This window comes from Allorhizobium borbori (assembly GCF_014196535.1).
Lineage (GTDB): Bacteria > Pseudomonadota > Alphaproteobacteria > Rhizobiales > Rhizobiaceae > Ectorhizobium > Ectorhizobium borbori.
Genome location: NZ_JACIDU010000004.1, coordinates 58,382 through 81,504, shown reverse-complemented (window position 1 = coordinate 81,504; position 23,123 = coordinate 58,382). Strand labels below are relative to the sequence as shown.

Annotated in this window: 23 protein-coding genes; 15 read left to right on the top strand and 8 right to left on the bottom strand. The window is 61.2% G+C overall.

Annotated elements, in window-relative coordinates; translation table 11 throughout:
* Positions 1 to 145: 145 nt before the first annotated feature.
* From GGQ66_RS06140 to GGQ66_RS06110, 7 genes are all read left to right on the top strand, one after another.
* Positions 146 to 1,321, top strand: a complete 1,176-nt coding sequence (locus tag GGQ66_RS06140; protein WP_183790528.1) for an LptF/LptG family permease — start codon at positions 146 to 148, stop codon at positions 1,319 to 1,321.
* On the top strand, positions 1,318 to 2,400 hold the full coding sequence (gene lptG, locus GGQ66_RS06135; RefSeq protein ID WP_183790526.1) for an LPS export ABC transporter permease LptG: 1,083 nt from the start codon (positions 1,318 to 1,320) through the stop codon (positions 2,398 to 2,400). Before GGQ66_RS06140 ends, lptG begins: the two co-directional genes overlap by 4 nt.
* Complete coding sequence (locus tag GGQ66_RS06130; protein WP_183790524.1) at positions 2,400 to 4,712, top strand: LPS-assembly protein LptD; 2,313 nt, start codon at positions 2,400 to 2,402, stop codon at positions 4,710 to 4,712. The genes lptG and GGQ66_RS06130 overlap by 1 nt, the downstream gene beginning before the upstream one ends.
* A gap of 221 nt (positions 4,713 to 4,933) precedes the next feature.
* Entirely contained in the window at positions 4,934 to 5,893 is a 960-nt protein-coding gene (locus GGQ66_RS06125) for a SurA N-terminal domain-containing protein (protein ID WP_183790522.1), read from the top strand.
* 20 nt (positions 5,894 to 5,913) lie between these two features.
* Positions 5,914 to 6,945 carry a 4-hydroxythreonine-4-phosphate dehydrogenase PdxA gene (pdxA, locus tag GGQ66_RS06120; protein ID WP_183790520.1) on the top strand — a complete coding sequence of 344 codons (1,032 nt, stop codon included), beginning with the start codon at positions 5,914 to 5,916 and terminating at the stop codon, positions 6,943 to 6,945.
* Positions 6,945 to 7,778 (top strand): 16S rRNA (adenine(1518)-N(6)/adenine(1519)-N(6))-dimethyltransferase RsmA, encoded by an 834-nt coding sequence (gene rsmA, locus GGQ66_RS06115; RefSeq protein ID WP_183790518.1) that lies wholly within the window; start codon positions 6,945 to 6,947, stop codon positions 7,776 to 7,778. Before pdxA ends, rsmA begins: the two co-directional genes overlap by 1 nt.
* 44 nt (positions 7,779 to 7,822) lie before the next feature.
* Positions 7,823 to 8,233, top strand: coding sequence for a DUF6636 domain-containing protein (locus GGQ66_RS06110; protein ID WP_183790516.1), 411 nt, complete (start codon positions 7,823 to 7,825; stop codon positions 8,231 to 8,233).
* Positions 8,234 to 8,308: 75 nt separating this feature from the next.
* Here GGQ66_RS06110 and gmk read toward each other — a convergent pair whose 3' ends face one another.
* From gmk to fabD, 7 genes are all read right to left on the bottom strand, one after another.
* Complete coding sequence (gene gmk, locus GGQ66_RS06105; protein WP_183790515.1) at positions 8,309 to 8,971, bottom strand: guanylate kinase; 663 nt, start codon at positions 8,969 to 8,971, stop codon at positions 8,309 to 8,311.
* 3 nt (positions 8,972 to 8,974) lie between these two features.
* On the bottom strand, positions 8,975 to 9,862 hold the full coding sequence (locus GGQ66_RS06100; RefSeq protein WP_183790512.1) for a YicC/YloC family endoribonuclease: 888 nt from the start codon (positions 9,860 to 9,862) through the stop codon (positions 8,975 to 8,977).
* Positions 9,863 to 9,937: 75 nt separating this feature from the next.
* Positions 9,938 to 11,107, bottom strand: coding sequence for an endolytic transglycosylase MltG (gene mltG / locus GGQ66_RS06095; RefSeq protein ID WP_183790510.1), 1,170 nt, complete (start codon positions 11,105 to 11,107; stop codon positions 9,938 to 9,940).
* 238 nt (positions 11,108 to 11,345) lie between these two features.
* Positions 11,346 to 12,608 carry a beta-ketoacyl-ACP synthase II gene (gene fabF, locus GGQ66_RS06090; protein WP_183790508.1) on the bottom strand — a complete coding sequence of 421 codons (1,263 nt, stop codon included), beginning with the start codon at positions 12,606 to 12,608 and terminating at the stop codon, positions 11,346 to 11,348.
* A 206-nt stretch (positions 12,609 to 12,814) separates the two neighbouring features.
* Complete coding sequence (locus GGQ66_RS06085) at positions 12,815 to 13,051, bottom strand: acyl carrier protein (RefSeq protein ID WP_003502080.1); 237 nt, start codon at positions 13,049 to 13,051, stop codon at positions 12,815 to 12,817.
* A 281-nt stretch (positions 13,052 to 13,332) separates the two neighbouring features.
* Positions 13,333 to 14,070: a 3-oxoacyl-[acyl-carrier-protein] reductase gene (gene fabG, locus GGQ66_RS06080; RefSeq protein WP_183790506.1), complete on the bottom strand. Its 738-nt coding sequence runs from the start codon at positions 14,068 to 14,070 to the stop codon at positions 13,333 to 13,335.
* A 28-nt stretch (positions 14,071 to 14,098) separates the two neighbouring features.
* Positions 14,099 to 15,043, bottom strand: a complete 945-nt coding sequence (gene fabD, locus GGQ66_RS06075; protein WP_183790504.1) for an ACP S-malonyltransferase — start codon at positions 15,041 to 15,043, stop codon at positions 14,099 to 14,101.
* 211 nt (positions 15,044 to 15,254) lie between these two features.
* On the opposite strand from fabD, the gene GGQ66_RS06070 reads away from it, so the two are divergent.
* The 7 genes from GGQ66_RS06070 to GGQ66_RS06040 all read left to right on the top strand — a co-directional run bounded on the left by GGQ66_RS06070 (position 15,255) and on the right by GGQ66_RS06040 (position 21,860).
* Entirely contained in the window at positions 15,255 to 16,298 is a 1,044-nt protein-coding gene (locus GGQ66_RS06070) for an aldo/keto reductase (RefSeq protein ID WP_183790502.1), read from the top strand.
* Positions 16,299 to 16,414: 116 nt separating this feature from the next.
* A complete protein-coding gene (locus GGQ66_RS06065; protein WP_183790500.1) occupies positions 16,415 to 17,428 on the top strand; it encodes a hypothetical protein in 1,014 nt (337 codons plus the stop codon).
* 301 nt (positions 17,429 to 17,729) lie between these two features.
* Positions 17,730 to 18,164, top strand: coding sequence for a 30S ribosomal protein S6 (gene rpsF, locus GGQ66_RS06060; RefSeq protein WP_183790498.1), 435 nt, complete (start codon positions 17,730 to 17,732; stop codon positions 18,162 to 18,164).
* A gap of 23 nt (positions 18,165 to 18,187) precedes the next feature.
* Entirely contained in the window at positions 18,188 to 18,436 is a 249-nt protein-coding gene (rpsR, locus tag GGQ66_RS06055; RefSeq protein WP_183790496.1) for a 30S ribosomal protein S18, read from the top strand.
* Positions 18,437 to 18,586: 150 nt separating this feature from the next.
* Complete coding sequence (locus GGQ66_RS06050) at positions 18,587 to 19,552, top strand: DUF2232 domain-containing protein (RefSeq protein ID WP_183790494.1); 966 nt, start codon at positions 18,587 to 18,589, stop codon at positions 19,550 to 19,552.
* 29 nt (positions 19,553 to 19,581) lie between these two features.
* Positions 19,582 to 20,157: a 50S ribosomal protein L9 gene (gene rplI, locus GGQ66_RS06045; RefSeq protein ID WP_183790492.1), complete on the top strand. Its 576-nt coding sequence runs from the start codon at positions 19,582 to 19,584 to the stop codon at positions 20,155 to 20,157.
* Between the two features lie 203 nt (positions 20,158 to 20,360).
* Positions 20,361 to 21,860, top strand: coding sequence for a replicative DNA helicase (locus GGQ66_RS06040; RefSeq protein ID WP_183790490.1), 1,500 nt, complete (start codon positions 20,361 to 20,363; stop codon positions 21,858 to 21,860).
* A gap of 33 nt (positions 21,861 to 21,893) precedes the next feature.
* Here GGQ66_RS06040 and GGQ66_RS06035 read toward each other — a convergent pair whose 3' ends face one another.
* Positions 21,894 to 22,472 carry a hypothetical protein gene (locus GGQ66_RS06035; protein ID WP_183790488.1) on the bottom strand — a complete coding sequence of 193 codons (579 nt, stop codon included), beginning with the start codon at positions 22,470 to 22,472 and terminating at the stop codon, positions 21,894 to 21,896.
* A gap of 156 nt (positions 22,473 to 22,628) precedes the next feature.
* Here GGQ66_RS06035 and GGQ66_RS06030 point away from each other — a divergent pair, with 156 nt between their 5' ends.
* Positions 22,629 to 23,123, top strand: coding sequence for a 2-thiouracil desulfurase family protein (locus GGQ66_RS06030; RefSeq protein ID WP_183790486.1), 495 nt, complete (start codon positions 22,629 to 22,631; stop codon positions 23,121 to 23,123).

Sequence of the window (23,123 nt, the reverse complement as noted above, 5' to 3'; positions counted from 1 at the left end):
AACCAACGCCTGAAAGCGTCATCCGAAAAACACGCTCGCCGGAAAAAAGCGGTCAGACACATTTTTATGAGGGAGGCGGTGTCGCCAAGCGCCCACGAACCGCTTAGATAGTCGCAAAATTTACGCATCTTTAACCGGAGACCGGATGAAGCTCATCGAAACCTATATCCTCAGAAGGATTGCCCAGATGACGCTGGCGGCGCTGCTGCCCGTGCTGGCGATCATCTGGACGATCCAGGTTCTCGGACGCATCAATCTGGTGACCGATTCGGGCCAGTCCATCGGCTCGTTCATGACGCTGGCATCGCTCATCCTGCCGACCATCATCCCCATCGTCCTGCCATTTGCCGTGGTCATCGGTATCGCGCAGACGCTGACGGCCATGAACAACGATTCGGAGCTGGCGGTGATCGACGCAGCCGCTGCCCCGCGCAGCACGCTGCTGAAGCCTGTCCTGTTCTTCGCTGCCCTGATGAGCGTCTTCTCCTTTACCGTCTCGAACTTCGTGGAACCTCAGGTGCGTGGTGCAGCCCGCACCATGGTGGCGGCCGCCTATGCGGATCTGCTGTCGTCCGTCATCGAGGAGAAGAATTTCCGTTCCATCCAGGACGGGTTGATGGTGGAAATTTCCGAGCGTCATTCCGGCCGCGTGCTGCGCGGCATCTTCATCGTAGACCAGCGCGATCCGGCCTTCGACCTCGTCTATTATGCCCGCGAAGGCGCAGTCGATGCCAACGGCACGTCGCTGACCATGAAGGATGGCGAGGTTCACCGCAAAACTCCGGACGGCAAGATTTCGATCATCCGTTTCGATTCCTACGGTTTCGACCTCTCGGACATGACGAAATCGGAGGAAACACCGTTTCAGGCGGCCAGCCAGAGATCGCTCGCGTTTCTCATGAACCCCGATCCTGCTGACAAAAGCTTCCAGAAGCGCGCTGATTCCTACAGAGCGGAATTGCACAAGCGTCTTTCGGAATGGTTGTTCCCCTTCGTCTACGGGTTGATCGCTTTCGTCATTGCTGGTGATGCACGCTCTCATCGGGAAGCGCGCGTTCATCCATTGGTCTCTTCAATGCTCATCGCCTTCCTTCTGCGCTGGATGTCATTTTCGGCTGCCAATGCCACCGAATCGCAGCCGCAAATGGCGCTTGTCGTCTATGCCATCCCCCTAGCTGCCGGCGCGGTCGCAACCGCCATTATCATAAGTGGCAGAAAGCCGAGGCTACCCACCTTCGCACGCGACCGTCTTCGTTCCATATGGCTGTTTGTCGAAGGCCGGTTGCCGTTCCGGCGCAATTCAAGCGGTGGCCCGGCATGATCACTTCCATCCTCGGGGGCTACTTCGTCCGACGCTATGCCACGACCATCATGTGGTTTTTCCTGGGCGTCACAGGCATCATTTTTCTTGCTGATTTCAGCGAAACCGCACGACGGTTCTCGGACCTCGACGGCTATTCGGTGCTGGGAGCGGTCTACCTGACCGGCCTGCGTGTTCCACAGATCCTGATGCAGACGGTACCCTTTATCGTACTGTTCGGTGGCATGACCGTGCTGATTGCGCTGAACCGCAAGTATGAACTCGTTGTGACACGCGCGGCCGGCATTTCGGTCTGGCAGTTCATGACACCCTTTCTCACGGGCGCCTTTCTCGTCGGCCTTGCCACCGTTCTTGTTCTGAACCCGCTTTCGGCCTGGGGCCAGCGGCAGGCGCTCACGCTTGAAAACGGCTGGCGCAAGACCGATTCGAGCCGGGCCACCTTCCTGCCGTGGATTCGCCAGATCACCAAGAATGACGATGTCATCATCGGCGCCAAAACAACGCTCGAAGGCGGCACGCTGATGGTGGATGTCGCACTTTTCCACTTCGACACGGCCGGAAATATCATCCTGAGACAGGATGCGGCCTCGGCAAAATTGGAAAATGGTTACTGGCTTCTTAAGGATGTCAGCGAAACCCGGCCGGGCGAAATCCCTCAGCATCATGACGAACTGAAACTTCCGACAAATCTCAAGCCCGAATATATGGAAGAGCGACTGACCCAACCGGAAAGCGTTGCTTTTTATGAGATTTCGAGAAAAATCGAGATTGCCCGCAGTTACGGCATTCCGACGCGAGCACTCGAGACGCAGTTCCACTCGTTGTTGTCGTTGCCCTTCCTGCTCGTCGCCATGACGATGATCGCGGCGACTGTCTCTTTAAAATTCAGTCGGATGAACCAATCCCGCTCAGTGATTCTGGGTGGAATCCTCTCCGGCTTCGTGCTTTATGTCGTGACTGTGCTTGTCAAAGCATTCGGGAGCAGCGGTGTCGTGCCTCCGGTTGTCGCGGTCTGGATTCCCGTGATCGTGGCGACTGCACTCGGCGCGACGATTCTGCTTCATCAGGAGGACGGCTAGTGGCGGCAAAAGACCGCAAGAGTATCAGCATGCGTATGGCTCGCCTCATGTCCGGGGCGGCTTTGTGCTCCTATCTTCTGGTCGCCTCGGGCGCCGCGCTTGCTCAGGATGTGAAATCCGGCGAGAAGTTGCTGCTGTCGGCGGATGAAGTCGTTTATAACCGCGACGCGGAAATCGTGACCGCGACCGGTGCCGTCCAGATTCATTACAATGGCTACCGCATGGTGGCCCAGCGGGTCGATTACAATCAGAAGACCGGGCGCGTTTCCGCGAGCGGTCACATCGAAATGGTCGAGCCCGACGGCAATCGCGTCTACGCCGAAAATCTCGACGTGACCGACAATTTCGCCAATGGCTTCCTCAACAGCCTGCGCGTCGAAACCACGGACAACACACGCATTGCTGCCGAAAGCGGCGAGCGGATCGATGCGGACACGATGGTACTGAACAACGGCACCTACACTGCCTGTCTGCCCTGCGCGACCAATCCGCAGCGGGCGCCGCTGTGGCAGGTCAAGGCCGAGCGCGTCATTCAGAACGGCAAGGAACAGACGATTCGCCTCGAGAAGGCGCGTATTGAAGTGTTCGGCGTGCCGATCGCCTTCGTGCCGGTTCTGGAAGTTCCCGACCAGACGGTCAAGCGCAAGTCCGGCTTCCTGTTCCCGCGCATGAGCATGACCGAAAATCTCGGTTTCGGCGCGTCGATCCCCTATTACTGGGCCTTTTCGAATACCGCCGATGCAACGTTCACCGTCACCGGCTATTCGACGCAGGGCGCCTTGCTGGAAGGTGAAGTGCGCCAGCGTTTCGACATGGGTGAGCATACGTTCCGCGTAGCGGGCATCAGCCAGTTGAACAAAGACCAGTTCACCGCCAACACCAGCGACTCTGAAAAGGATCTCCGCGTCCTTGCCTCCTCAAAGGCCGATTTCCACATCAATCCCCGCTGGGCTTTCGGCTGGGATGCGATGGTGCAGAGCGACAACAACTTCGCCCGCACATATGACATTCAGGGCCTGAACCAGACGGTTCACACCAATCAGGCCTACCTCACGGGTATCGGCAAGCGAAACTATTTCGATGTGCGCGGCTATTACTTCGACGTGCAGGATGCCGATACGAAGAACACGGCCGAAAAGCAGCAGGCGATTGCCGCGCCGGTCATCGACTATCACTACGTGGCACCGGAAGCCGTGGCAGGCGGCGAACTGTCCGCCAACGTCAACTTCACGAATATCTCCCGCACGGATGCCGACATCAATGCGGCGCTGAGCAAGAACGGCTATCGTGGCCTTTCCGGCGTGAACGCCCGCCTGACCAGTGAGGTCGAGTGGAAACGGACCTATGCTACACCGCAGGGTCTGCTTTTCACACCAATCCTTGCGGCACGCGGCGATCTGCACGGTCTCGATGTCAACGCGCCGGTCGGCTACACCGGCTCATTCGAGAATGACGGCTTTGCCACGCGCTATATGCTGACGGCTGGCCTTGAAGCACGCTATCCGCTTCTCGTCGCCACCGGCTACGGCAGCCATATCTTCGAGCCGATTGCGCAGATTTTCGCGCGCCCGAATGAGGTGAACGCCGGCGGCTTGCCGAACGAGGACGCACAAAGCTTCGTCTTCGACGCGACCAACCTTTTCGATCGCGACAAGTTCTCGGGCTACGACCGTATCGAGGGCGGCACGCGCGCCAATGTCGGCTTCCGTTATACCGGCTCGCTGGACAACGGCTTCACGCTGAAGGCCATCGCCGGCCAGTCCTACCAGATTGCCGGCCTGAACTCGTTTGCCACCGACGATCTGGTCAATGCCGGGGCCAATTCCGGTCTTGAAGACAACGTGTCCGATTATGTGGCAATGGCCGGTCTCGACATGCCGAACGGCATTTCGCTGAGCGGCAGCGTGCGGATCGACAAGGACGATTACGATCTGAACCGCGCCGATACGACTGTCGCCTACACCGCCCGGGCGCTGCAGACCAGCCTGACCTATACGCGTATCAACGCGCAGCCGGAGTATGGCGACAAGAACGACAACGACATCATCCAGAACAGCACGTCCGTTCGCCTGAACGACAACTGGTCGGTGTTCGGTGCCGTGACCTGGGATATCAACGCCGATGTGCTCACCCGTCGTGGTCTGGGCTTCAGCTATACCGACGAGTGCATGATCTTCTCGATGGCCTTCACGGACACGCGTGACGTTGGCAACGAAAAGGCGAACGACTGGTCAATCGGCGCCCGGTTGAGTTTCCGCACGCTGGGCGATGTGGATCTTGGTGCCGATACGTTCGATACGTTCACCGAATAAGGCCTTGGCGCCCCTTGCCTGCGGCGGAGCCTTTGTTTCGCCGCAAGGATTGTGCAACTGGACGGGCGTATTATACAAAACAGTCTCCGGTTTCGGAGGCCGGGACAGTATGAGCGGAATCGATCAGGCACGTCCGGAACGACTCCCGACCGTTCCCCGGCAGACCGGTGACGCAAGAGGAATACGCGGGCGCTAGACCCGGCGAGGGAAAGGAAATGCCGATGGCTGTTGGGAAAAAGGCTGTGCGCGCCCTGATGGCGGGTGTCGTCGCATCTTCATTGTCTGCTGCGGTCGTGCCTGTTGCGTTTCTGGCGGCAACGCCGGCAAATGCACAGTCGAGTTCCACAGTGGAAGTCATCGTCGGTCGTACCGCGATCACCAATAACGACGTCTCCCGCCGCATGGCCTTCCTGAAATTGCAGCGCCAGAAGGCCGACCGCAAGATGGCGCGCGAGCAACTCGTTGACGAAACGCTGAAGCGTCAGGAAATCGCCCGCGTTGGTGCATCCGTCAGTCAGGATGACGTGGACAAGTCCTTTGCCCGCTTTGCAGCCGGCAACAAGCTTTCGCCGCAGCAGCTTTCGCAGATTCTCAACCAGGCCGGCGTCGGGCCGGAGCATTTCAAGGCTTTCATTGCCGTGCAAATGAGCTGGCCGCGCCTGCTGAACGCGAAATATGGCAGCGCCGGCAAGCTTTCCAATCAGGACATCGTCAAGCGCATGGCTGAGGCAGGCAAGAAGCCTGTGACCACCGAGTACATATTCCAGCAGGTCATCTTCGTCGTGCCTGCCGCAAAGAAGGCCATCGCCCCCAAGCGCAAGGCCGAGGCCGAAGCCGCCCGCGCCTCCTACCCCGGTTGCGCGCAGGGCAAGCAGTTTGCCAAGGCCTATCACGACGTGACCGTACGCGATCTCGGCCGCATGATGGTTCAGCAAATTCCCGATGAATGGAAGCCGCTGGTGGAGGCGGCCAAGGGCCAGACGACCGGCGTGCTCATCACCGACAAGGGCGCCGAGTTCCTCGCCATCTGCAGCCAGCGTCAGGTCAACGACGATCTGGCCGCCGAAATCGTGTTCCGGGCCGAAGACCTTGCCAATGCCGGCAAACAATCGGAAGCCAACCCGAACGAGAAGAAATTCCTCGATGAGCTGCGCGCCAAGACGCAGATCACCTATCGCTGAGCACGCCCAAGGATCGCCCCATGCCGAATGCCGTTTCGAGCCAGCTTCCCCTCGCCCTGACACAGGGAGACCCTGCGGGCATCGGCCCTGATCTGGCGCTGGTCGCCTGGACGAAGCGGGAGGAATACGGGCTTGCGCCGTTCATCTATGTCGGCGATCCCGACGTTCTGGCGATCCGCGCCCGTCTGCTCGATCTTGACGTGCCGCTGAAGACATCGACACCGGAAGCTGCCGCATCGATCTTCGCAACGGCACTGCCGGTTCTGCCCGTCCCCGCCGGCATCGACGTGGTGGCCGGTGAGCCGCATGTCGGCACGGCGGGCGGTACCATTGCCTCCATCGAAAAGGCCGTGGAACTCGCCACCTCCGGCAAGGCCAGTGCGGTCGTGACCAACCCCATCGCCAAGTCCGTGCTCTATCAAGCCGGCTTCAAGTTTCCGGGCCATACCGAATTCCTCGCGGAACTCGCCGCCCGAGCCACGGGCAAGCGCGACATGCCGGTGATGATGCTGGCCGGGCCGAAACTGCGTGCCGTGCCGGTCACCATCCATATTCCGCTGAAGGATGTGGCATCGCGACTGAGCGAAAACCTGATATTCGAGACCTGCCGCATTGCCGCCAAGGATCTGCGTGAACGTTTCGGCATGGCTTCGCCGCGTCTGGCCGTTGCCGGTCTCAATCCGCATGCCGGCGAAGGTGGCGCCATCGGCAAGGAAGACGAAGACATCATCGCACCGGCCGTGAGCCGCCTGCGCGCGGAAGGTATCGACGCCTTCGGGCCGCTGCCGGCCGATACGATGTTCCACGACGATGCCCGTGCCCGCTACGATCTCGCAGTGTGCATGTATCACGATCAGGCATTGATCCCGGCCAAGGCGCTCGGGTTCGATGATACCGTCAATGTCACGCTCGGCCTGCCCTTCATCCGCACCTCGCCGGATCACGGCACGGCCTTCGGTCTTGCCGGTCAGGGCGTGGCCCGCGAAACGAGCCTCGTGACGGCTCTGAAGCTAGCCAGCGAGCTTGCCGGACACGCCGGAAAGACGAACTGATGGCTGCTATCGACGACCTCCCGCCACTGAGGGAGGTCATTGCCACCCATGGTCTCGATGCCCGCAAGGCACTTGGCCAGAACTTCCTGCTAGACCTCAATCTGACGCAGAAGATCGCACGCACCGCCGGTTCGCTGGAGGGCGCGACTGTCATCGAGGTCGGCCCGGGCCCCGGCGGGCTCACGCGCGCCATTCTCTCGCTCGGCGTGAAGAAACTCATCGTCATAGAGCGCGACAGTCGCTGCCTGCCGGCGCTCGCCGAAATCTCCGATCACTATCCCGGTCGTCTCGAAGTCATCGAGGGCGATGCGCTGAAGGTGGATTTCGCTGCTCTGGCCGAAGCCCAAGGCGGCAAGGTGAAGATCATCGCCAACCTGCCCTATAATGTCGGCACGCAGTTGCTCATCAACTGGCTGTTACCGCCCGTCTGGCCGCCTTATTGGGAATCGCTGACGCTGATGTTCCAGCGCGAGGTCGGCCTGCGGATCGTCGCCGACGAGGAAGACGACCATTATGGCCGTCTCGGCGTGCTGGCGGGCTGGCGCACGCAGGCGCACATGGCATTCGACGTGCCGCCACAGGCATTCACTCCGCCGCCGAAAGTGACGTCGACTGTCGTGCATCTCACACCCCGCGACAATCCCCTGCCCTGCGACGTGAAAAAGCTCGAACGCGTCACCGAGGCCGCCTTCGGCCAGCGCCGCAAAATGCTGCGCCAGAGCGTGAAGGCGCTGGGCGGCGAGGCCCTGCTGGCCAAGGCCGGCATCGACCCCACCCGGCGGGCGGAAACGCTTTCGGTGGAGGAGTTCGTCACACTGGCCAACTGCCTGTAGTTTCGGCCGGCTATACCGGCTTGCCCTTCGACGTGGACATCGCCATGAAACTGAGCCGTCTCGTCCTTGCCTGCGCCCTCATTCCCGCCTCGTCCGCGCTGGCGGATGACATGCTCTTCTTCCGTTCGCCAACCGGCAACATCGCCTGCATGCTTGCAACCGGGGAATTCGCGGGCGCACGGTGCGATCTGCTGGAGTTGACGAAGACCTTCCGCAAACCGCCTACGGACTGCGAACTGGATTGGGGCTCTTCCTTCTCCGTCGATACCCGGGGCAAGGGGTATGTCGGCTGTGTGGGCGATGCTGTCGTTTCGCCCGATGCCTTCACGCTCGATTACGGCAAGTCCGTCACGCTTGGCACCGTTACCTGCACTTCAGAAACCACGGGCATGACCTGCACCAACGGTCAGGGCCACGGCTTTTCGGTTGCAAAGGCAAAACAGCGCGTGTTCTGACCCCGGTCATCCTTGCTACCAAAATAAAAGGGCGCCCGTTGCGGGGCGCCTTTTATTGTCCGGATGCTGACACTCTCAGAGCTTCGGCTCTTCCTCGAGCAGCACACGCACGAAATCGAACAGGCCGTGACGGCGGTCGCGGCGCAGGCGCTCGGCCTTGACGATGGACTGAACCGAATCGAAGGCGGTATCCAGGTCTTCATTGACAATGATGTAGTCGTACTCGCGCCAGTGCTCGATTTCCGAACGGGAATTCAGAAGACGCGTGCGAATGACCTCTTCCGTGTCCTCGGCGCGGCGGTGCAGGCGCGATTGCAGTTCGGTCATGGTCGGCGGCAGAACGAAGATGGAGACGACATCGGCGGCCATCTTTTCCTGCAACTGACGCGCACCCTGCCAGTCGATGTCGAACAGCATGTCGCGGCCCTCGGCCATGGCGATCTCAACCGGCTCACGCGGCGTGCCATAGAAATTGCCGTGAACCTCGGCCCACTCCAGCAGCGCATCGCTGTCACGCAGGCGCTCGAACTCACGCACCGAAATGAAGTGATAGTGACGGCCGGCGATCTCGCTCGGGCGGCGTTGGCGGGTTGTCACGCTCACCGACATGCCAAGCGTCGGGTCGGCTTCCATCAGCGCGCGGGAAATGGTCGACTTCCCGGCCCCCGACGGCGAGGAAATGACCAGCATGAGGCCGCGGCGATTGATCTTGGTGAGCGGCTTTTTGGCCGTAGTCATCGGTTACTCCAGATTTTGAACCTGTTCCCGGAACTGGTCGATCACGACTTTTAGTTCGATGCCCGCCGAGGTTACGGCGACCGCATTCGACTTCGAACAGATCGTATTCGATTCCCGGTTAAATTCCTGTGCAAGAAAATCGAGCTTGCGACCGACAGGCCCACCGGCGACCAGCAATTCGCGCACGGCGGAACAGTGGGCGCGCAAGCGGTCCAGTTCCTCGCGAATATCGGCACGAGTGGCGAGAAGCGCGGCTTCAACATGCAGTCGGTCTTGATCGAGCGATGAATTCGCGTCCAGCAACTGGTTGACCTGGGCTGCGATACGCTTGACGATCTCCGCCGGCTGGCGGGAGGGGTCGGCCTCAATGCGATCGGCGATGGCCGCGATCTGATCGACCTGGCTTGAGAGGACGTCGCCAAGAGCCGCCCCTTCGCGCTCGCGCATGCTATTCAAGCCATCAAGCGCCGCCTGGAAGGCGTCGAGCACGGCGGCATCGCGCACGGCGACCGCTTCCGGCTCATCTTCAGCTTCGCGGAAATCGATCAGCCCCCGAATGCCGAGCAGGCTGTCGAAACGCAGCGGTGCTGGATCGATGGTTGCGCCGAGTTCGGCCTTGAGCGCCAGAACCGCGTTCAGCGCATCATGGTTCACCACCGCCTCGATACGGTTTTCCGCCACGGCAAGCGTCAACCCGGCCTGGATATTGCCGCGGTTCAGCACGGAACCTGCGAGCTTGCGAAGATCGGCCTCGATACGCTCCAGCCCCGGCGGCAGGCGCAGCCGCAGATCCAGACCCTTGCCGTTGACGGCGCGCAATTCCCAGGAGAAGCGGTAACGACCGCTTTCGCCTTCGCTGCGTGCAAAGCCGGTCATCGAGCGCAGAGCCATCAGGTTTCCTTTCCATTGAAAAGACCGGGGCGATGGTTTCTCCACCGCCCCGGCGCGAATGCATGTTCTGGCCTGTCACGGCGTCTTGGGCGTCTCGGCGGGTGTTGCCGCCTGATCGGCCTGCAGCTTGCGCCAGCGCCGGACATTCGCATTGTGCTCGTCAAGCGTGGTGGCAAAAACGTGCCCACCCGTGCCATCGGCCACGAAATAGAGATCCTTGGTCTTCCATGGAAGCGCTGTCGCTTCCAGCGCATCGCGACCCGGATTGGCGATCGGCCCTGGCGGCAGACCTTTGATCTTGTAGGTGTTGTAAGGCGTGTCCTTGTCGAGATCCGACTGATAGATCGGACGGTCGGATGGACGCCCCTCACCGCCGAAAATCCCGTACAGCACGGTCGGGTCGGACTGAAGGCGCATGCCCTTGGAAAGGCGGTTATAGAACACCGAGGCGACATGGGCCCGTTCATCGGCCTTGCCGGTTTCCTTCTCCACGATGGAGGCCAGCGTAACCAGTTCCTCCTTCGACTTCAGCGGCAGTTCGGGATCACGACGCAGCCAGATCTGGTCAAGAAGCCTGTCATGCTGCGCCCGCATCTGGCTGATGATCTCTTCCCGCTTGGTGCCACGCGAGAACTTGTAGGTATCGGGGCTGAGCGATCCTTCCGCCGGGATGACCTTGGGCAGATCGCCCTCCAGCACCGGATCGTCCGAGAGACGGCGGAAAATCTGCGCAACGGTCAGACCTTCCGGGAACGTGATGGAATAGAGGATCGACTTGCCGGACTCGAGCAGATCGACGATCTCCTGCATGGAGGCGCCTGCCTTCACCTCGTATTCACCAGCCTTCACCGTGCGGTCGCCGAGATAGATCTTCGACATGTACTGGAAGATGCGTGCATCGCTGATCGCACCATTGCGCTCCAGATTGGTCGCGATCTCGCCTGTGCCCGACCCCGGACGGACGATGACATGGGTCGTGACCGCGAGCGGACCCGGTTCACGGAAGGCCTTGTTCACGTAGAAGAACACGCCGACAGCGACGCCAGCGGCCAGCACGACCATCGTCATCACAAAATTCAGAAAGACAACGAACTGGCTGCGGGCCTTGCGCGAACGCTTTGGCGGCTCCGGAACCTTTTCAGGGCGCAGCGCTTCGTTGGGCGACTTCGGAATGATCGGTCCCTTCGGTGCGCGCGAGGGCTCGCGGACCGGTTCATTGCTGTTCAGATCAGATGTTTCGTTCACCGGCGAATCTTTTCCTTTGGGCAAGCTCAACGAAATGCTGGAGCAATGCGGCGAAAACTAGTCGAGGACGAAACCGTCATTCCGGAGAAACCGCTCCGGAACGGGTTGCGCGGCGGGTCTGACGTCAGCCGGGGGGCCTCGCACGGCGAGCACCTTTCCAATCATGACGCCGACAGTCCTGCCGGGACAGCCGGGCATGCAGATGCCGGCCGGGTTCCCGACCGGCACGATCGGGCTTTCAGCCTTCGTAGCGCTTCATGACCACGGAAGCATTGGTGCCCCCGAAGCCGAAGGAGTTCGACACCGCCACATTGACTTCCCGCTTGCGGGCAACGTGGGGCACGAGGTCGATCCTGGTGTCGACGTCGGGATTGTCGAGGTTCAGCGTCGGCGGCACGATGTTGTCACGGATGGCGAGTGTCGCGAAGATCGCTTCGACCGCGCCCGCTGCACCGAGCAGGTGACCGATGGCCGACTTGGTGGACGACATGGACACCCGCGATGCGGATTCGCCAACAAGCCGCTCGACCGCACCGAGTTCGATCGTGTCTGCCATGGTCGATGTGCCATGCGCGTTGACGTAATCGACATCGGATGCGCCAAGGCCAGCGCGCTTCAGCGCCATAGCCATGCAGCGATAGGCACCGTCGCCATCCTCGCTCGGAGCGGTGATGTGGTGCGCATCGCCGGACAGACCGTAACCGACCACTTCGGCATAGATCTTCGCGCCGCGCGCCTTGGCATGCTCAAGCTCTTCGAGAACGACGATGCCAGCACCTTCGCCCATGACGAAACCATCACGGTCGCGATCATAGGGACGCGACGCCATCTGCGGATTGTCGTTGTGCTGGGTGGAGAGCGCCTTGCAGGCGGCAAAGCCGGCGAGCGAGATGCGGCAGATCGGCGATTCTGCACCGCCGGCGACCATCACATCGGCGTCGCCAAGCGCGATCAGGCGGCTGGCATCGCCAATGGCGTGCGCGCCCGTCGAACAGGCCGTAACGACGGCATGGTTCGGACCGCGCAGCTTGTGACGGATCGACACCTGCCCGGAAACAAGGTTGATGAGACGTCCCGGAATGAAGAAGGGCGAAATGCGGCGCGGGCCCTTGTCGCGCAGCGTGTAGCCGGCCTCGACGATACCTTCCAGACCACCGATACCCGAACCGATCATCACGCCCGTGGCGATCTGGTCCTCATCCGTCTTGGGGTGCCAGTCGGCATCGGCCAGCGCCATGTCGGCAGCGGCCATGCCATAAACGATGAACGGATCGACCTTGCGCTGTTCCTTGGGATCGACCCACTGGTCGGCATTGAAGGTGCCGTCCGTGCCATCGCCGAACGGCAGGCGGCAGGCGATCTTGGCGGGGAGGTCATCGACTTCGAATTCGGTAACGCGGCGGGCGGCATTGCCACCTGCCAGCAAACGGGACCAGGTAATCTCGGCGCCTGCCCCAAGCGGGGACACCATGCCGATACCGGTGATAACGACACGTCTCATCGTCCGCGACCTCCCGAAACTTTTCTTGGCTATTGCTCTGTTTCACGCCACCGCGCGCCACAGGGAATTTGACATATTGGCACGCCAGTCACACTCACAAGCGGACTGGCAGGCTGAATTTTCAACGTGATAAGATTTTCCGAGGAACGCGGCGAAGCAGCTATGGCCGCCCGCCGGTTCACACTCGAAAACGAACCTGATGGGAATCAGGCCTGAGCCTTTTCGATGAACTTCACGGCGTCGCCAACCGTGAGGATCGAGTCAGCAGCGTCGTCCGGGATTTCAACGCCGAACTCTTCTTCGAAGGCCATGACCAGTTCGACGGTGTCGAGCGAGTCCGCGCCCAGATCGTCGATGAAGCTCGCGCCTTCGACAACCTTGTCGGCGTCCACACCAAGATGGTCAATAACAATTTTCTTAACGCGTTCTGCGATATCGCTCATGTCGGTTTCCTCGACCGTTAACTTCATTCCCCGGGAGACACACAGTCACCCCGGACCCTGGTTGAACCGAGAAAAGAACAGTCGTCCTTTCCACAGGTACCCCCCGCTCAACCCCGCTGCAAGAACGGGACCGCCGTCGAGGCGTACCCTCCCTCTTTTTCAGGGGCGACTGATGTCAGTCTCGGCCCGCTTAACATGGTTTAAGCCCGCCGCAAAGCCTGAAAATCGCCCTGAACACTGGTGAAGGGCGGTTGAACACAGGTCAAACGCCCTTCAACCAATCAGATCATCGCCATGCCGCCGTTGACATGCAGCGTCTGTCCGGTGACGTAGCTTGCTTCCGAGGAGGCGAGATAGAGAACGGCGGAAGCAATCTCCGCGCCGGTGCCCATGCGCTTCATCGGGATGGAGCCGAGAATGCCATCCTTCTGCTTGTCGTTCAGCTTGCCAGTCATGGCCGACTCGATAAAGCCGGGGGCGACGCAGTTGACGGTCACGTTGCGGCTGGCGATTTCCTGCGCCAGCGACTTCGAGAAGCCGATCATGCCCGCCTTGGATGCGCAGTAGTTGGCCTGGCCGGGATTGCCGGTAACGCCGACCACCGAGGTGATGTTGATGATGCGGCCATAGCGGCGCCTCATCATGGCGTGCGTCAGTTCGCGCGTCAGGCGGAACACCGCCGTCAGGTTGACCTCGATCACCGCATCCCAGTCCTCGTCGCTCATGCGCACGAAAAGACCGTCCCTGGTGATGCCGGCATTGTTGACGAGAATGTCGACACCGCCCATTTCGGCCTCGGCCTTCTGACCGAGCGCCTTGACCTCATCACGATCCGAAAGGTTCGCGGGAAAGATAAAGACGCGCTCGCCGAGTTCGGCGGCCAGCGCCTCCAGCTTTTCCTTGCGTGTGCCGTGCAGGCCGACGGTTGCGCCGCGAGCGTGCAGCGCCCGGGCGATTTCCTCGCCGATGCCGCCGGTTGCGCCCGTCACCAGTGCCTTGCGGCCGGTCAAATCGAACATTGTCCTGTTCCTTCCTTTAAATTCGGGTTCAGCCGTTCAGCGCAGCGAGCGCCGCATCAATGTCGGCGGCCGTGTTTACGGCGACGCCGGCGACGCGCTTGTCGATGCGCTTGGCAAGGCCGGTCAGCACCTTGCCGGTGCCGATTTCATAAAGCGTGGTCACACCGTTTTCTGCGAACCATTCAACGGTTTCGCGCCAGCGGACGCGGCCCGTGACCTGCTCGACCAGAAGCTTGACGATGGTCTCTGCGTCGCTGACCGGCGCCGCCCGCACATTGGCGACGACCGGCACGACCGGGTTCTTCGCCTCGACCTTGGCCAGCGCTTCGGCCATGGCTTCGGCAGCTGGGCCCATCAGGGCGGAATGGAAGGGAGCGGAAACCGGCAGCATCAGCGCGCGCTTGGCGCCCTTTTCGGAAGCAAGGGCCGCGGCCTTTTCAATCGCGGCCTTCGAGCCGGAGATCACGAGCTGGCCGCCGCCATTATCATTGGCGATCTGGGCAGCGCCGAGTTCTGCGGCTTCGGCGCAGACGGCTTCGACCACATCCGCCTCAAGGCCGATGATGGCGGCCATGGCGCCTTCACCCACCGGAACGGCAGCCTGCATGGCATTGCCGCGAATGCGCAGCAACCGGGCCGTATCGGCCAGCGAGAAGGTGCCGGCGGCACAGAGCGCGGAATACTCGCCAAGCGAGTGACCGGCAACGAAGGACACCTTGTCATTGAGGCTGAAGCCGCGCGCCTCGAGCACACGGATGGTCGCAACCGAAACGGCCATCAGCGCCGGCTGGGCGTTGGCCGTCAGCGTCAGCTCGTCTTCCGGCCCGTTCCACATCGTGTCCGAGAGCTTTTCGCCAAGCGCCTCGTCCACTTCATCGAATACGGCTCGCGCCTCGGCGAAGTTGTCGGCCAGTTCGCGGCCCATGCCGACGGCCTGACTGCCCTGCCCAGGAAATGTGAATGCCACGCTCATTGGGGTTCGTCCCTTCCCGTTAATTTTTTCTTTCCATTCACATTCTCAAGCGTCAAGTCAATAGAAAGGCCGGTAAAGGCTGCAAGAAGCACGGGAAACAGGCATTTTTCGATGGTTGATAAATTTGGGGCAATCCTGCTTGCGCCCCGGCGATTCCGCATTAAATTTGCGGCACTGCAAAACCCCTCTGCTTTCCCCCGGAGCCTTTCCCATGAAATACCACCCGCTTGGCCGCACAGGCCTTACCGTGTCCGAAATCTGCCTGGGCACGATGACCTGGGGTACCCAGAACACCGAGGCGGAAGCCTTCGAACAGATGGATTACGCGCTGGCACACGGCGTCAACTTCTTCGATACGGCCGAACTCTACCCCACGACGCCGCTTTCACTCGATACCTATGGCGATACGGAAACCATCATCGGCAACTGGTTCAAGGCCCGCAACAACCGCAGCGAGGTCATTCTGGCTTCCAAGGTTGCCGGTCCGGGCCGCGCCTATATCCGCGACGGTCGCCCAATGGACCCGGACGGCATCCGCGCGGCGCTCGATGCCAGCCTGAAGCGCCTCAAGACCGATTATATCGACCTCTATCAGGTCCACTGGCCGAACCGTGGCACCTACCATTTCCGCAACTCCTGGAATTTCGACGCCTTCAAGCAGGACAAGGAAAAGGCAAAGCTCGATATCGAGATCGTGCTGACGACGCTCGGCGAAGCGGTGAAGGCCGGCAAGATCCGCCATATCGGCCTGTCGAATGAAAGCGCCTGGGGCACGCTGCAATATCTGCGCCTTGCGGAAGAAAAGGGCCTGCCGCGCGTCGCCTCCATCCAGAACGAATACAACCTCCTCTACCGTACCTTCGATCTCGACCTCGCCGAAGTCGCCCATCATGAGGATGTCGGCCTCCTGCCCTACTCGCCGCTCGCCGCCGGCATTCTCACCGGCAAATACCTGAACGGCGCGAAGCCGGCCGGTTCACGCGCAACGATCAACGGCGATCTCGGTGGACGCCTCCAGCCGTTGCAGGAACCGGCGGTGGCGCTGTATGCGGCGCTGGCGAAGCAGCACGGCCTCGACCTCACACAGATGGCGCTGGCCTTCTGCCTGACGCGTCCGTTCAACACCTCCACCATCATCGGCGCCACGACGATGGAACAGTTGAAGACCGATATCGGTGCCGCAGACATCACGCTATCGGCCGAGGTTCTCGCCGGGATCGCCAAGATCCACCGCGAACACCCGCTGACAATCTGACAGCTTGAAATGATGGGCAATCCTCAGGGTTGCCCATTAATTCTTCATCAACCCAGAGAAATCATAATTCCCGAAAAGATTGCATCTCAAGACAATTATCTTTTCGGGATTGCACCATGATCGACATCACATCTTCATCCGCCGTCAGCGTTTCCGGCAAGCATGCGCTGCAATTGCTGGAAAATGCCCGGGCGGTCCAGTCGGATGGAGAGCACACCTATACCGCAAACGGCAGTTTGCAGGTCAGTTCGGCCAACGATACCGGCGCCCTCGTCGCCTCGATCATCAAGCTGATCATGGATGCGAAGGGCAACACGCTGCTGACCATCGCCGCCACCGGTGGCGACAGTACGGCCAGCGCCCGGACCGGCGACGGCAACGATACGATCCGCATGAGCGTTTCAAAGATCACGGGGATCGAGGCGGGTGACGGCAACGACTATATCAATGCCACCGCCGAGGGCGGTAGCGAAGCCTATAGCGCGCCCTACTGGGAAGGAATCAGCAGTGTTTCCGGGGGAGATGGCAACGACACGATCCTGCTTTCGAGCGATGGCACCGTCAAAAGCGTGTCCGGCGGCAACGGCGATGATGCGATGGTCATCACCGCCCGCTACCATGCCTTGGCGATCGACGGGGGAGACGGGCACGACATGATCCGGCTGGACACGGGCAGCGTGGTCGCCCTCAATGGCGGCGATGGAAACGACCACATCAATCTGAGCGCGCGGGGAACGATCCACGCCGTTTCCGGTGGCAAGGGCGACGACACCGTCATCATCGACAATCAAGGCAAGTGGGCCGCCAGCTACTATTACGCCATAGGCGATGGGCAGGACACACTATCCACCAATGCCGCCATCGAAATCCACGCCTTCTCCGAAACCGGCACCGCACGCTACAACATCGCCGATGCGCGGATCGAGCGCGACGGCAATGTCGTCACCCTTTCCTTCGGAAACGACAATGACAGCCTGAGGATCGAGTTTACCGGGGCCATGGCGGAGGCCGAGCAGTATGCCTTCACCTATAACGCAGCCATCGGCTCGCTGATGATTCATGATGCAGCCACACCCGCATCGGACCTCACGACCTTCGTGACGTCGTTCACGCGACCGCAAAGCGCCTGATTATTGCCGGTTCCCCTTGCCTTTACGCTGAAAATGCGTATAAGCGCGCTGTTCGCAACACCCGGTCATCCGGCTGGTGGCTGAACGGAGGGCCGGTTTTTCCTTCCTCGGAAAGAGAAACCGCAGGACCAAAAGGGTTCGGCCTCCCGTGTCTCCGCTCTCGACCGTCTCGGACAAAACGCTTTTCTTGCCGGGCCTTCAGAAGCCCCAGGAGCAGTCGTTGAGGCTTGGCGCCGTAATCGGGTTGCGCGAACGGATACCGGACAGTCCGGTGTTTCAAACGCAAGAAAGGCAAGCTGTAATGGCTCTCTACGAACACGTTTTCCTTGCTCGGCAGGACATGTCCGCCCAGCAGGTCGATGCGCTCATCGAACAGTACAAGGGCGTCGTCGAATCCTTCGGCGGCAAGGTTGGCCGTATCGAGAACTGGGGCCTCAAGTCCCTGACCTACCGCATCAAGAAGAACCGCAAGGCTCACTACGCCCTGCTCGACCTCGATGCCCCGGCTGCGGCCATCTTCGAACTGGAGCGCCAGCAGCGCATCAACGAAGACGTCCTGCGCTACCTGACGGTTTCTGTCGAAGCCCACGAAGAAGGCCAGTCGGCCATGCTTCAGAAGCGCGACCGTGACGACCGTCCGCGCCGCGACGGCGACCGTCCGGACCGTGGCCCGCGCGAAGACCGCGGCCCCCGCGAAGATCGTGGTCCGCGCCGTCCGCGCGAAGACCGCGCGTGAACTGACAAGAGGAGTTAAAGACAATGGCTGAAGTTTCCTCCGCACCGGTTCGTCGCCCGTTCCACCGCCGTCGCAAGACCTGCCCCTTCTCCGGCGCCAACGCACCGAAGATCGACTACAAGGACATCCGTCTTCTGCAGCGCTACATTTCCGAGCGTGGCAAGATCGTTCCTTCCCGCATCACGGCTGTTTCGCAGAAGAAGCAGCGCGAACTGGCCAAGGCCATCAAGCGCGCCCGCTTCCTCGGCCTGCTGCCCTACGTGATGTCCTGATTTGACTTGCAAGGTCGCCTCCGGGCGGCCTTGCATCCCTTCCGTGTTGGGCGCGGATCGGAACCCGGGGGACATCCCCTGAAAACCCCATGTTGAGGCGCGGCCAATGGCCGGTAACGCCCCTAACTGCCAAGATGCAGGACAGCGAACGTGAACGGACTGAACAGGACAGTGCTGCTGACCGGCTTTCTCGCCGGCGTGACCGCCGCCCTTCTGGGCTACGGCGCAGGCGTTCGTTCGTCCCTTTCCTTCGTTCTCTATGCCGCGTCCGCCCTGCCGGTTCTGATTGCCGGCCTCGGTTGGGGCCTGCGCGCTGCGGCCGTTGCCGTCGGCGTCGCCGCCATCGTTGGCAGCCTTCTGATTTCGCCGATGTTCGCGCTGACCATGGGCATCTTCACTACCGTCCCGGCCTGCTGGATCAGCCATCTCGCCAACCTGGCGCGCCCGGCTTCCGAAATCGGCGGCCCGGACGACCAGCTTGCCTGGTACCCCCTGCCCGACATCCTGCTGCACCTGTGCGCTCTGGTAACGGCGGCCGTCATCATTCTCGGCACAATGATCGGCTTCGGCCCGGACTTCATCGAACGACTCGTCGAGGCCATGGCGAAGACCTTCGCCGATCAGCCGAACGGCATGATGCTCGATCCCGCCGTTCTGCTCAGCACGCAGAAGACGCTGCTCATCACCCTGCCGATGATGCAGGCCGGCATGTGGCTCATCATGCTGTTTGCCGCCTATTACTTCGCAACACGCGTTGTGTCCCAGTCCGGCCGCGGCGTTCGTCCGCGTGAGGACATGCCCTCTTCGCTGCGCATGCACCGCAACGCGATCTTCATCATGCTGGGTGGCGTGGCGCTGACCTTTCTCGGCGGCGCTCCCGCCATGATCGGCGCGACCGTGACCGGCGCGTTCGGTGCCGGCTTCCTGATCGCCGGCTTTGCCTCACTTCACTTTCGCACGCGCGGCAAGGATTTCCGCACGCCGCTGCTGGTGCTCGCCTACCTCTCGTCGGTGCTGCTGCTGCCGGCCCTCGTCATTCTCGCGATCGGTCTTTCCGATACGCGCCGCGCCTTCGCCCTGACCCCGGTCAAGGCTGGAAATACCCCTGAATCCTGAGACAATCGAACAAACGAAAGGAAACTCCCATGGACGTTATTCTCCTGGAACGCATCGCCAAGCTCGGCCAGATGGGCGAAACCGTCAAGGTTCGCGACGGCTACGCCCGTAACTACCTGCTGCCGCTCGGCAAGGCGCTGCGCGCCAACGAAGCCAACAAGAAGCGCTTCGAAGCTGAACGCACGGTTCTCGAAGCCCGCAACCTGGAACGCAAGTCCGAAGCCCAGGCCGTTGCCGAAAAGCTCGACGGCAAGTCCTTCATCGTCGTGCGCGCCGCTGGCGAAACCGGCCAGATGTACGGCTCCGTTGCTGCCCGCGACGTTGCTGAAATCCTCGCTGCCGAAGGCTTCAACGTTGCCCGTAACCAGGTCGAGCTGAACCACCCGATCAAGGCCATCGGCATCCACAAGGTGACCATCCACCTGCACGCCGAAGTCGAAATCGCCGTCGAACTGAACGTTGCCCGTTCGGCCGAAGAAGCCGAGCGTCAGTCGAAGGGTGAAGACCTGACGTCCGTCGACGCCATCTACGGCGTAGACGAAGACGCCCTGAAGCCGGAAAACTTCTTCGACCCGGACGCTCTGGACGAAGAAGAAGACGCCTGATCAGGCATCCCTTCGCGGGATTGCGGAAACGCCCGGTTCGCCGGGCGTTTTCTTTTTGTAGAATGGGCGTTCGCTGTGATTCGCCGTCAACAGGCGCGAAAGATATTTTCGCAGCGCCTGTGAATCGCTGTGGACGGGGTCTTCGGCCATAGGCCCGGCAGGCCTTACGGATTAGTATCTCACGATCGTAACGGGACGGAACCATGAACGACGCGGCACGCAAACTCACCGACCCCGCACGGGGAGCCGAGGGCTTCCAGCGCGAAGCGCCGAACAACATCGAGGCCGAGCAGGCATTGCTGGGCGCCATGCTCGTCAACAACGATGCCTTTTACCGCGTTTCCGACTTTCTGAAGCCGGTTCATTTCTATGAGCCGCTGCACCGGAAGATTTTCGAAGTCGCGGGCGACATCATCCGCATGGGCAAGATCGCCAACACGATCACGCTCAAGACCTTTCTGCCCGCCGACCAGAAGGTAGGCGAACTCACCGTCGCGCAGTACCTCGCGCGGCTTGCCGCCCAGGCCGTCACCATCATCAACGCCGAGGACTTTGGCCGCGCCATCTACGATCTGGCGCTGCGCCGTGCGCTGATCACCATCGGCGAGGACATGGTGAACATCGCCTATGACGCGCCGCTCGACATGCCGCCGCAGACGCAGATCGAGGATACCGAGCGCCGCCTGTTCGAACTGGCGGAAACCGGTCGTTACGACGGCGGCTTCCAGTCATTCAACGACGCCGTGGCGCTTGCTATCGACATGGCCGGCGCGGCTTTCGAGCGCGACGGCCATCTTTCGGGCATTTCCACCGGCATCCAGTCGCTCGACAACAAGATGGGTGGATTGCAGCGCTCGGACTTGATCATCCTCGCCGGACGTCCGGGCATGGGCAAGACCTCGCTCGCCACCAACATCGCCTATAACATCGCCGCTTCCTATGATCCGGAATATCTGCCGGATGGTTCGGTGAAGGCGAAGAACGGCGGCGTCGTCGGCTTCTACTCGCTCGAAATGTCGTCCGAGCAGCTTGCCACCCGTATCATTTCCGAGCAGACGGAAGTGTCTTCGTCCAAGATCCGCCGAGGTGACATTACCGAGGCCGATTTCGAGAAGCTCGTCGCCTGCTCGCAGATGATGCAGAAGGTGCCGCTCTATATCGACCAGACCGGTGGTATCTCCATCGCCCAGCTCGCCGCCCGTGCGCGCCGTCTGAAACGCCAGCGCGGCCTTGACGTTCTGGTGGTCGACTACGTTCAGCTTATGACCGGCTCCAAGAAGGCGGGCGAAAACCGCGTTCAGGAAGTGACCGAAATCACCACGGGCCTGAAGGCGCTGGGCAAGGAACTCAACGTTCCGATCATCGCGCTGTCCCAGCTTTCGCGTCAGGTGGAAAGCCGCGATGACAAGCGTCCGCAGCTTTCCGACCTTCGCGAATCAGGTTCGATCGAGCAGGACGCCGACGTGGTGCTCTTCGTGTTCCGCGAAGAATACTATGTGAAGAACCAGGAGCCGCGCGATCCCGACGATCCGAAATATGCGGAATGGGAAGCCACGTTCGACAAGGTGAAGGGCACGGCCGATGTCATCATCGCCAAGCAGCGTCACGGACCGACCGGCACGGTGAAACTGGCCTTCCAGGCGGAATTCACCCGCTTCGCCGATCTCGCCGATCCCTCCTTCATCCAGTACGAAGAGCATTGAGGAGCGCTTGGCGCTCCTCTTTTCCACGAAGGTTCAGCCCGCGATCAGGCCGTAAAGACCGGCCTCATCGGTCAGCACCAGAAGCGGGGCCTGTTCCTCATTGGCTGCGCCGTCTTCCTCGATACCGTAATAGGCGGCCAGCGCCTTTTCCACCTTGTTGCCGGCTTCGCCGTTCGGGTCAGATGCTGCGTTGATGGCGTCATCAAGGCTCAGGCCGAGATCGTCCAGCCCAAGTTTGCGCTCGATGGCCCGCAACGCCATCTCGCCACCCGGTTGAAGGCGAAGTTCCCGGACGACCTTTTGCAATGCCGCGCCATAGGCCTGTGCGCTGTCGTAGTCATCGATATTGACGCCCAGTTCCTCGCCAGTTCGCTTGACGAGGTCGAACTTCATCTCCGTCACCCCCTTGTGGTTGACGCTGAAGATGGATTCGGAAAGAGCCGCCTCCACTTGTCCCGGCTGGGCGCTGACGCCGGCCTTCGGTTCGCTCTCGGTCATGGCCGCGAGAATGGCATCCGTCGGACCATGCTCGGCCAGTTGCGAGGCGTTGGTGGCGAGGTTTTGCGACATAAGAACAAGGGCGGCACTGCGAAGCGGCGGAAGGACGGTCATGCTTTTCCCCCGCGCCTCCTCCCCGTCATGGCGATGGCGGTGAATTCTGGACGGCTTCATGCGGCGTCGCGTGTATAACTGCCTCTTTTTATGGAAACGTGGTTAAGATTGACCTAATCAACCGCCTTCGACACAAGCCAGCGCGTGAGGGATGACATGACGGACAGGGCGAAAATTCTGGTCAGCGCCTGCCTGCTCGGCCAGCCGGTGCGCTATAACGGCGCGGGCAAGCCGCTGGCGCACCCGGCCCTTGCCCGCTGGCAGGAAGAGGGTCGCGTTGTCCCCATCTGTCCCGAGGTGATGGCGGGCTTTGCCATTCCGCGCCCGCCCGCCGAAATCGCGAACGGCGCCAACGGAGCCGCAGTTCTTGAAGGAGCCGGGAAAGTCGTCGACACGACCGGAGCAGACGTGACCGCTCAGTTCATCGAAGGCGCGCGCATCGCGCTTGATCTGGCCCGTCGGCACGATTGCCGCTTCGCGCTGCTGATCGACGGCAGCCCTTCCTGCGGCAGCGGCCTCATCCATGACGGTTCCTTTTCCGGCATCAGACATCCGGGTGCCGGCGTCACCGCCACCTTCTTGCGCGCAAACGGTATCGAAGTCTTCTCCGACCGGGAAATCGAAGCGCTGGAAACGCGCCTCGACGACTAG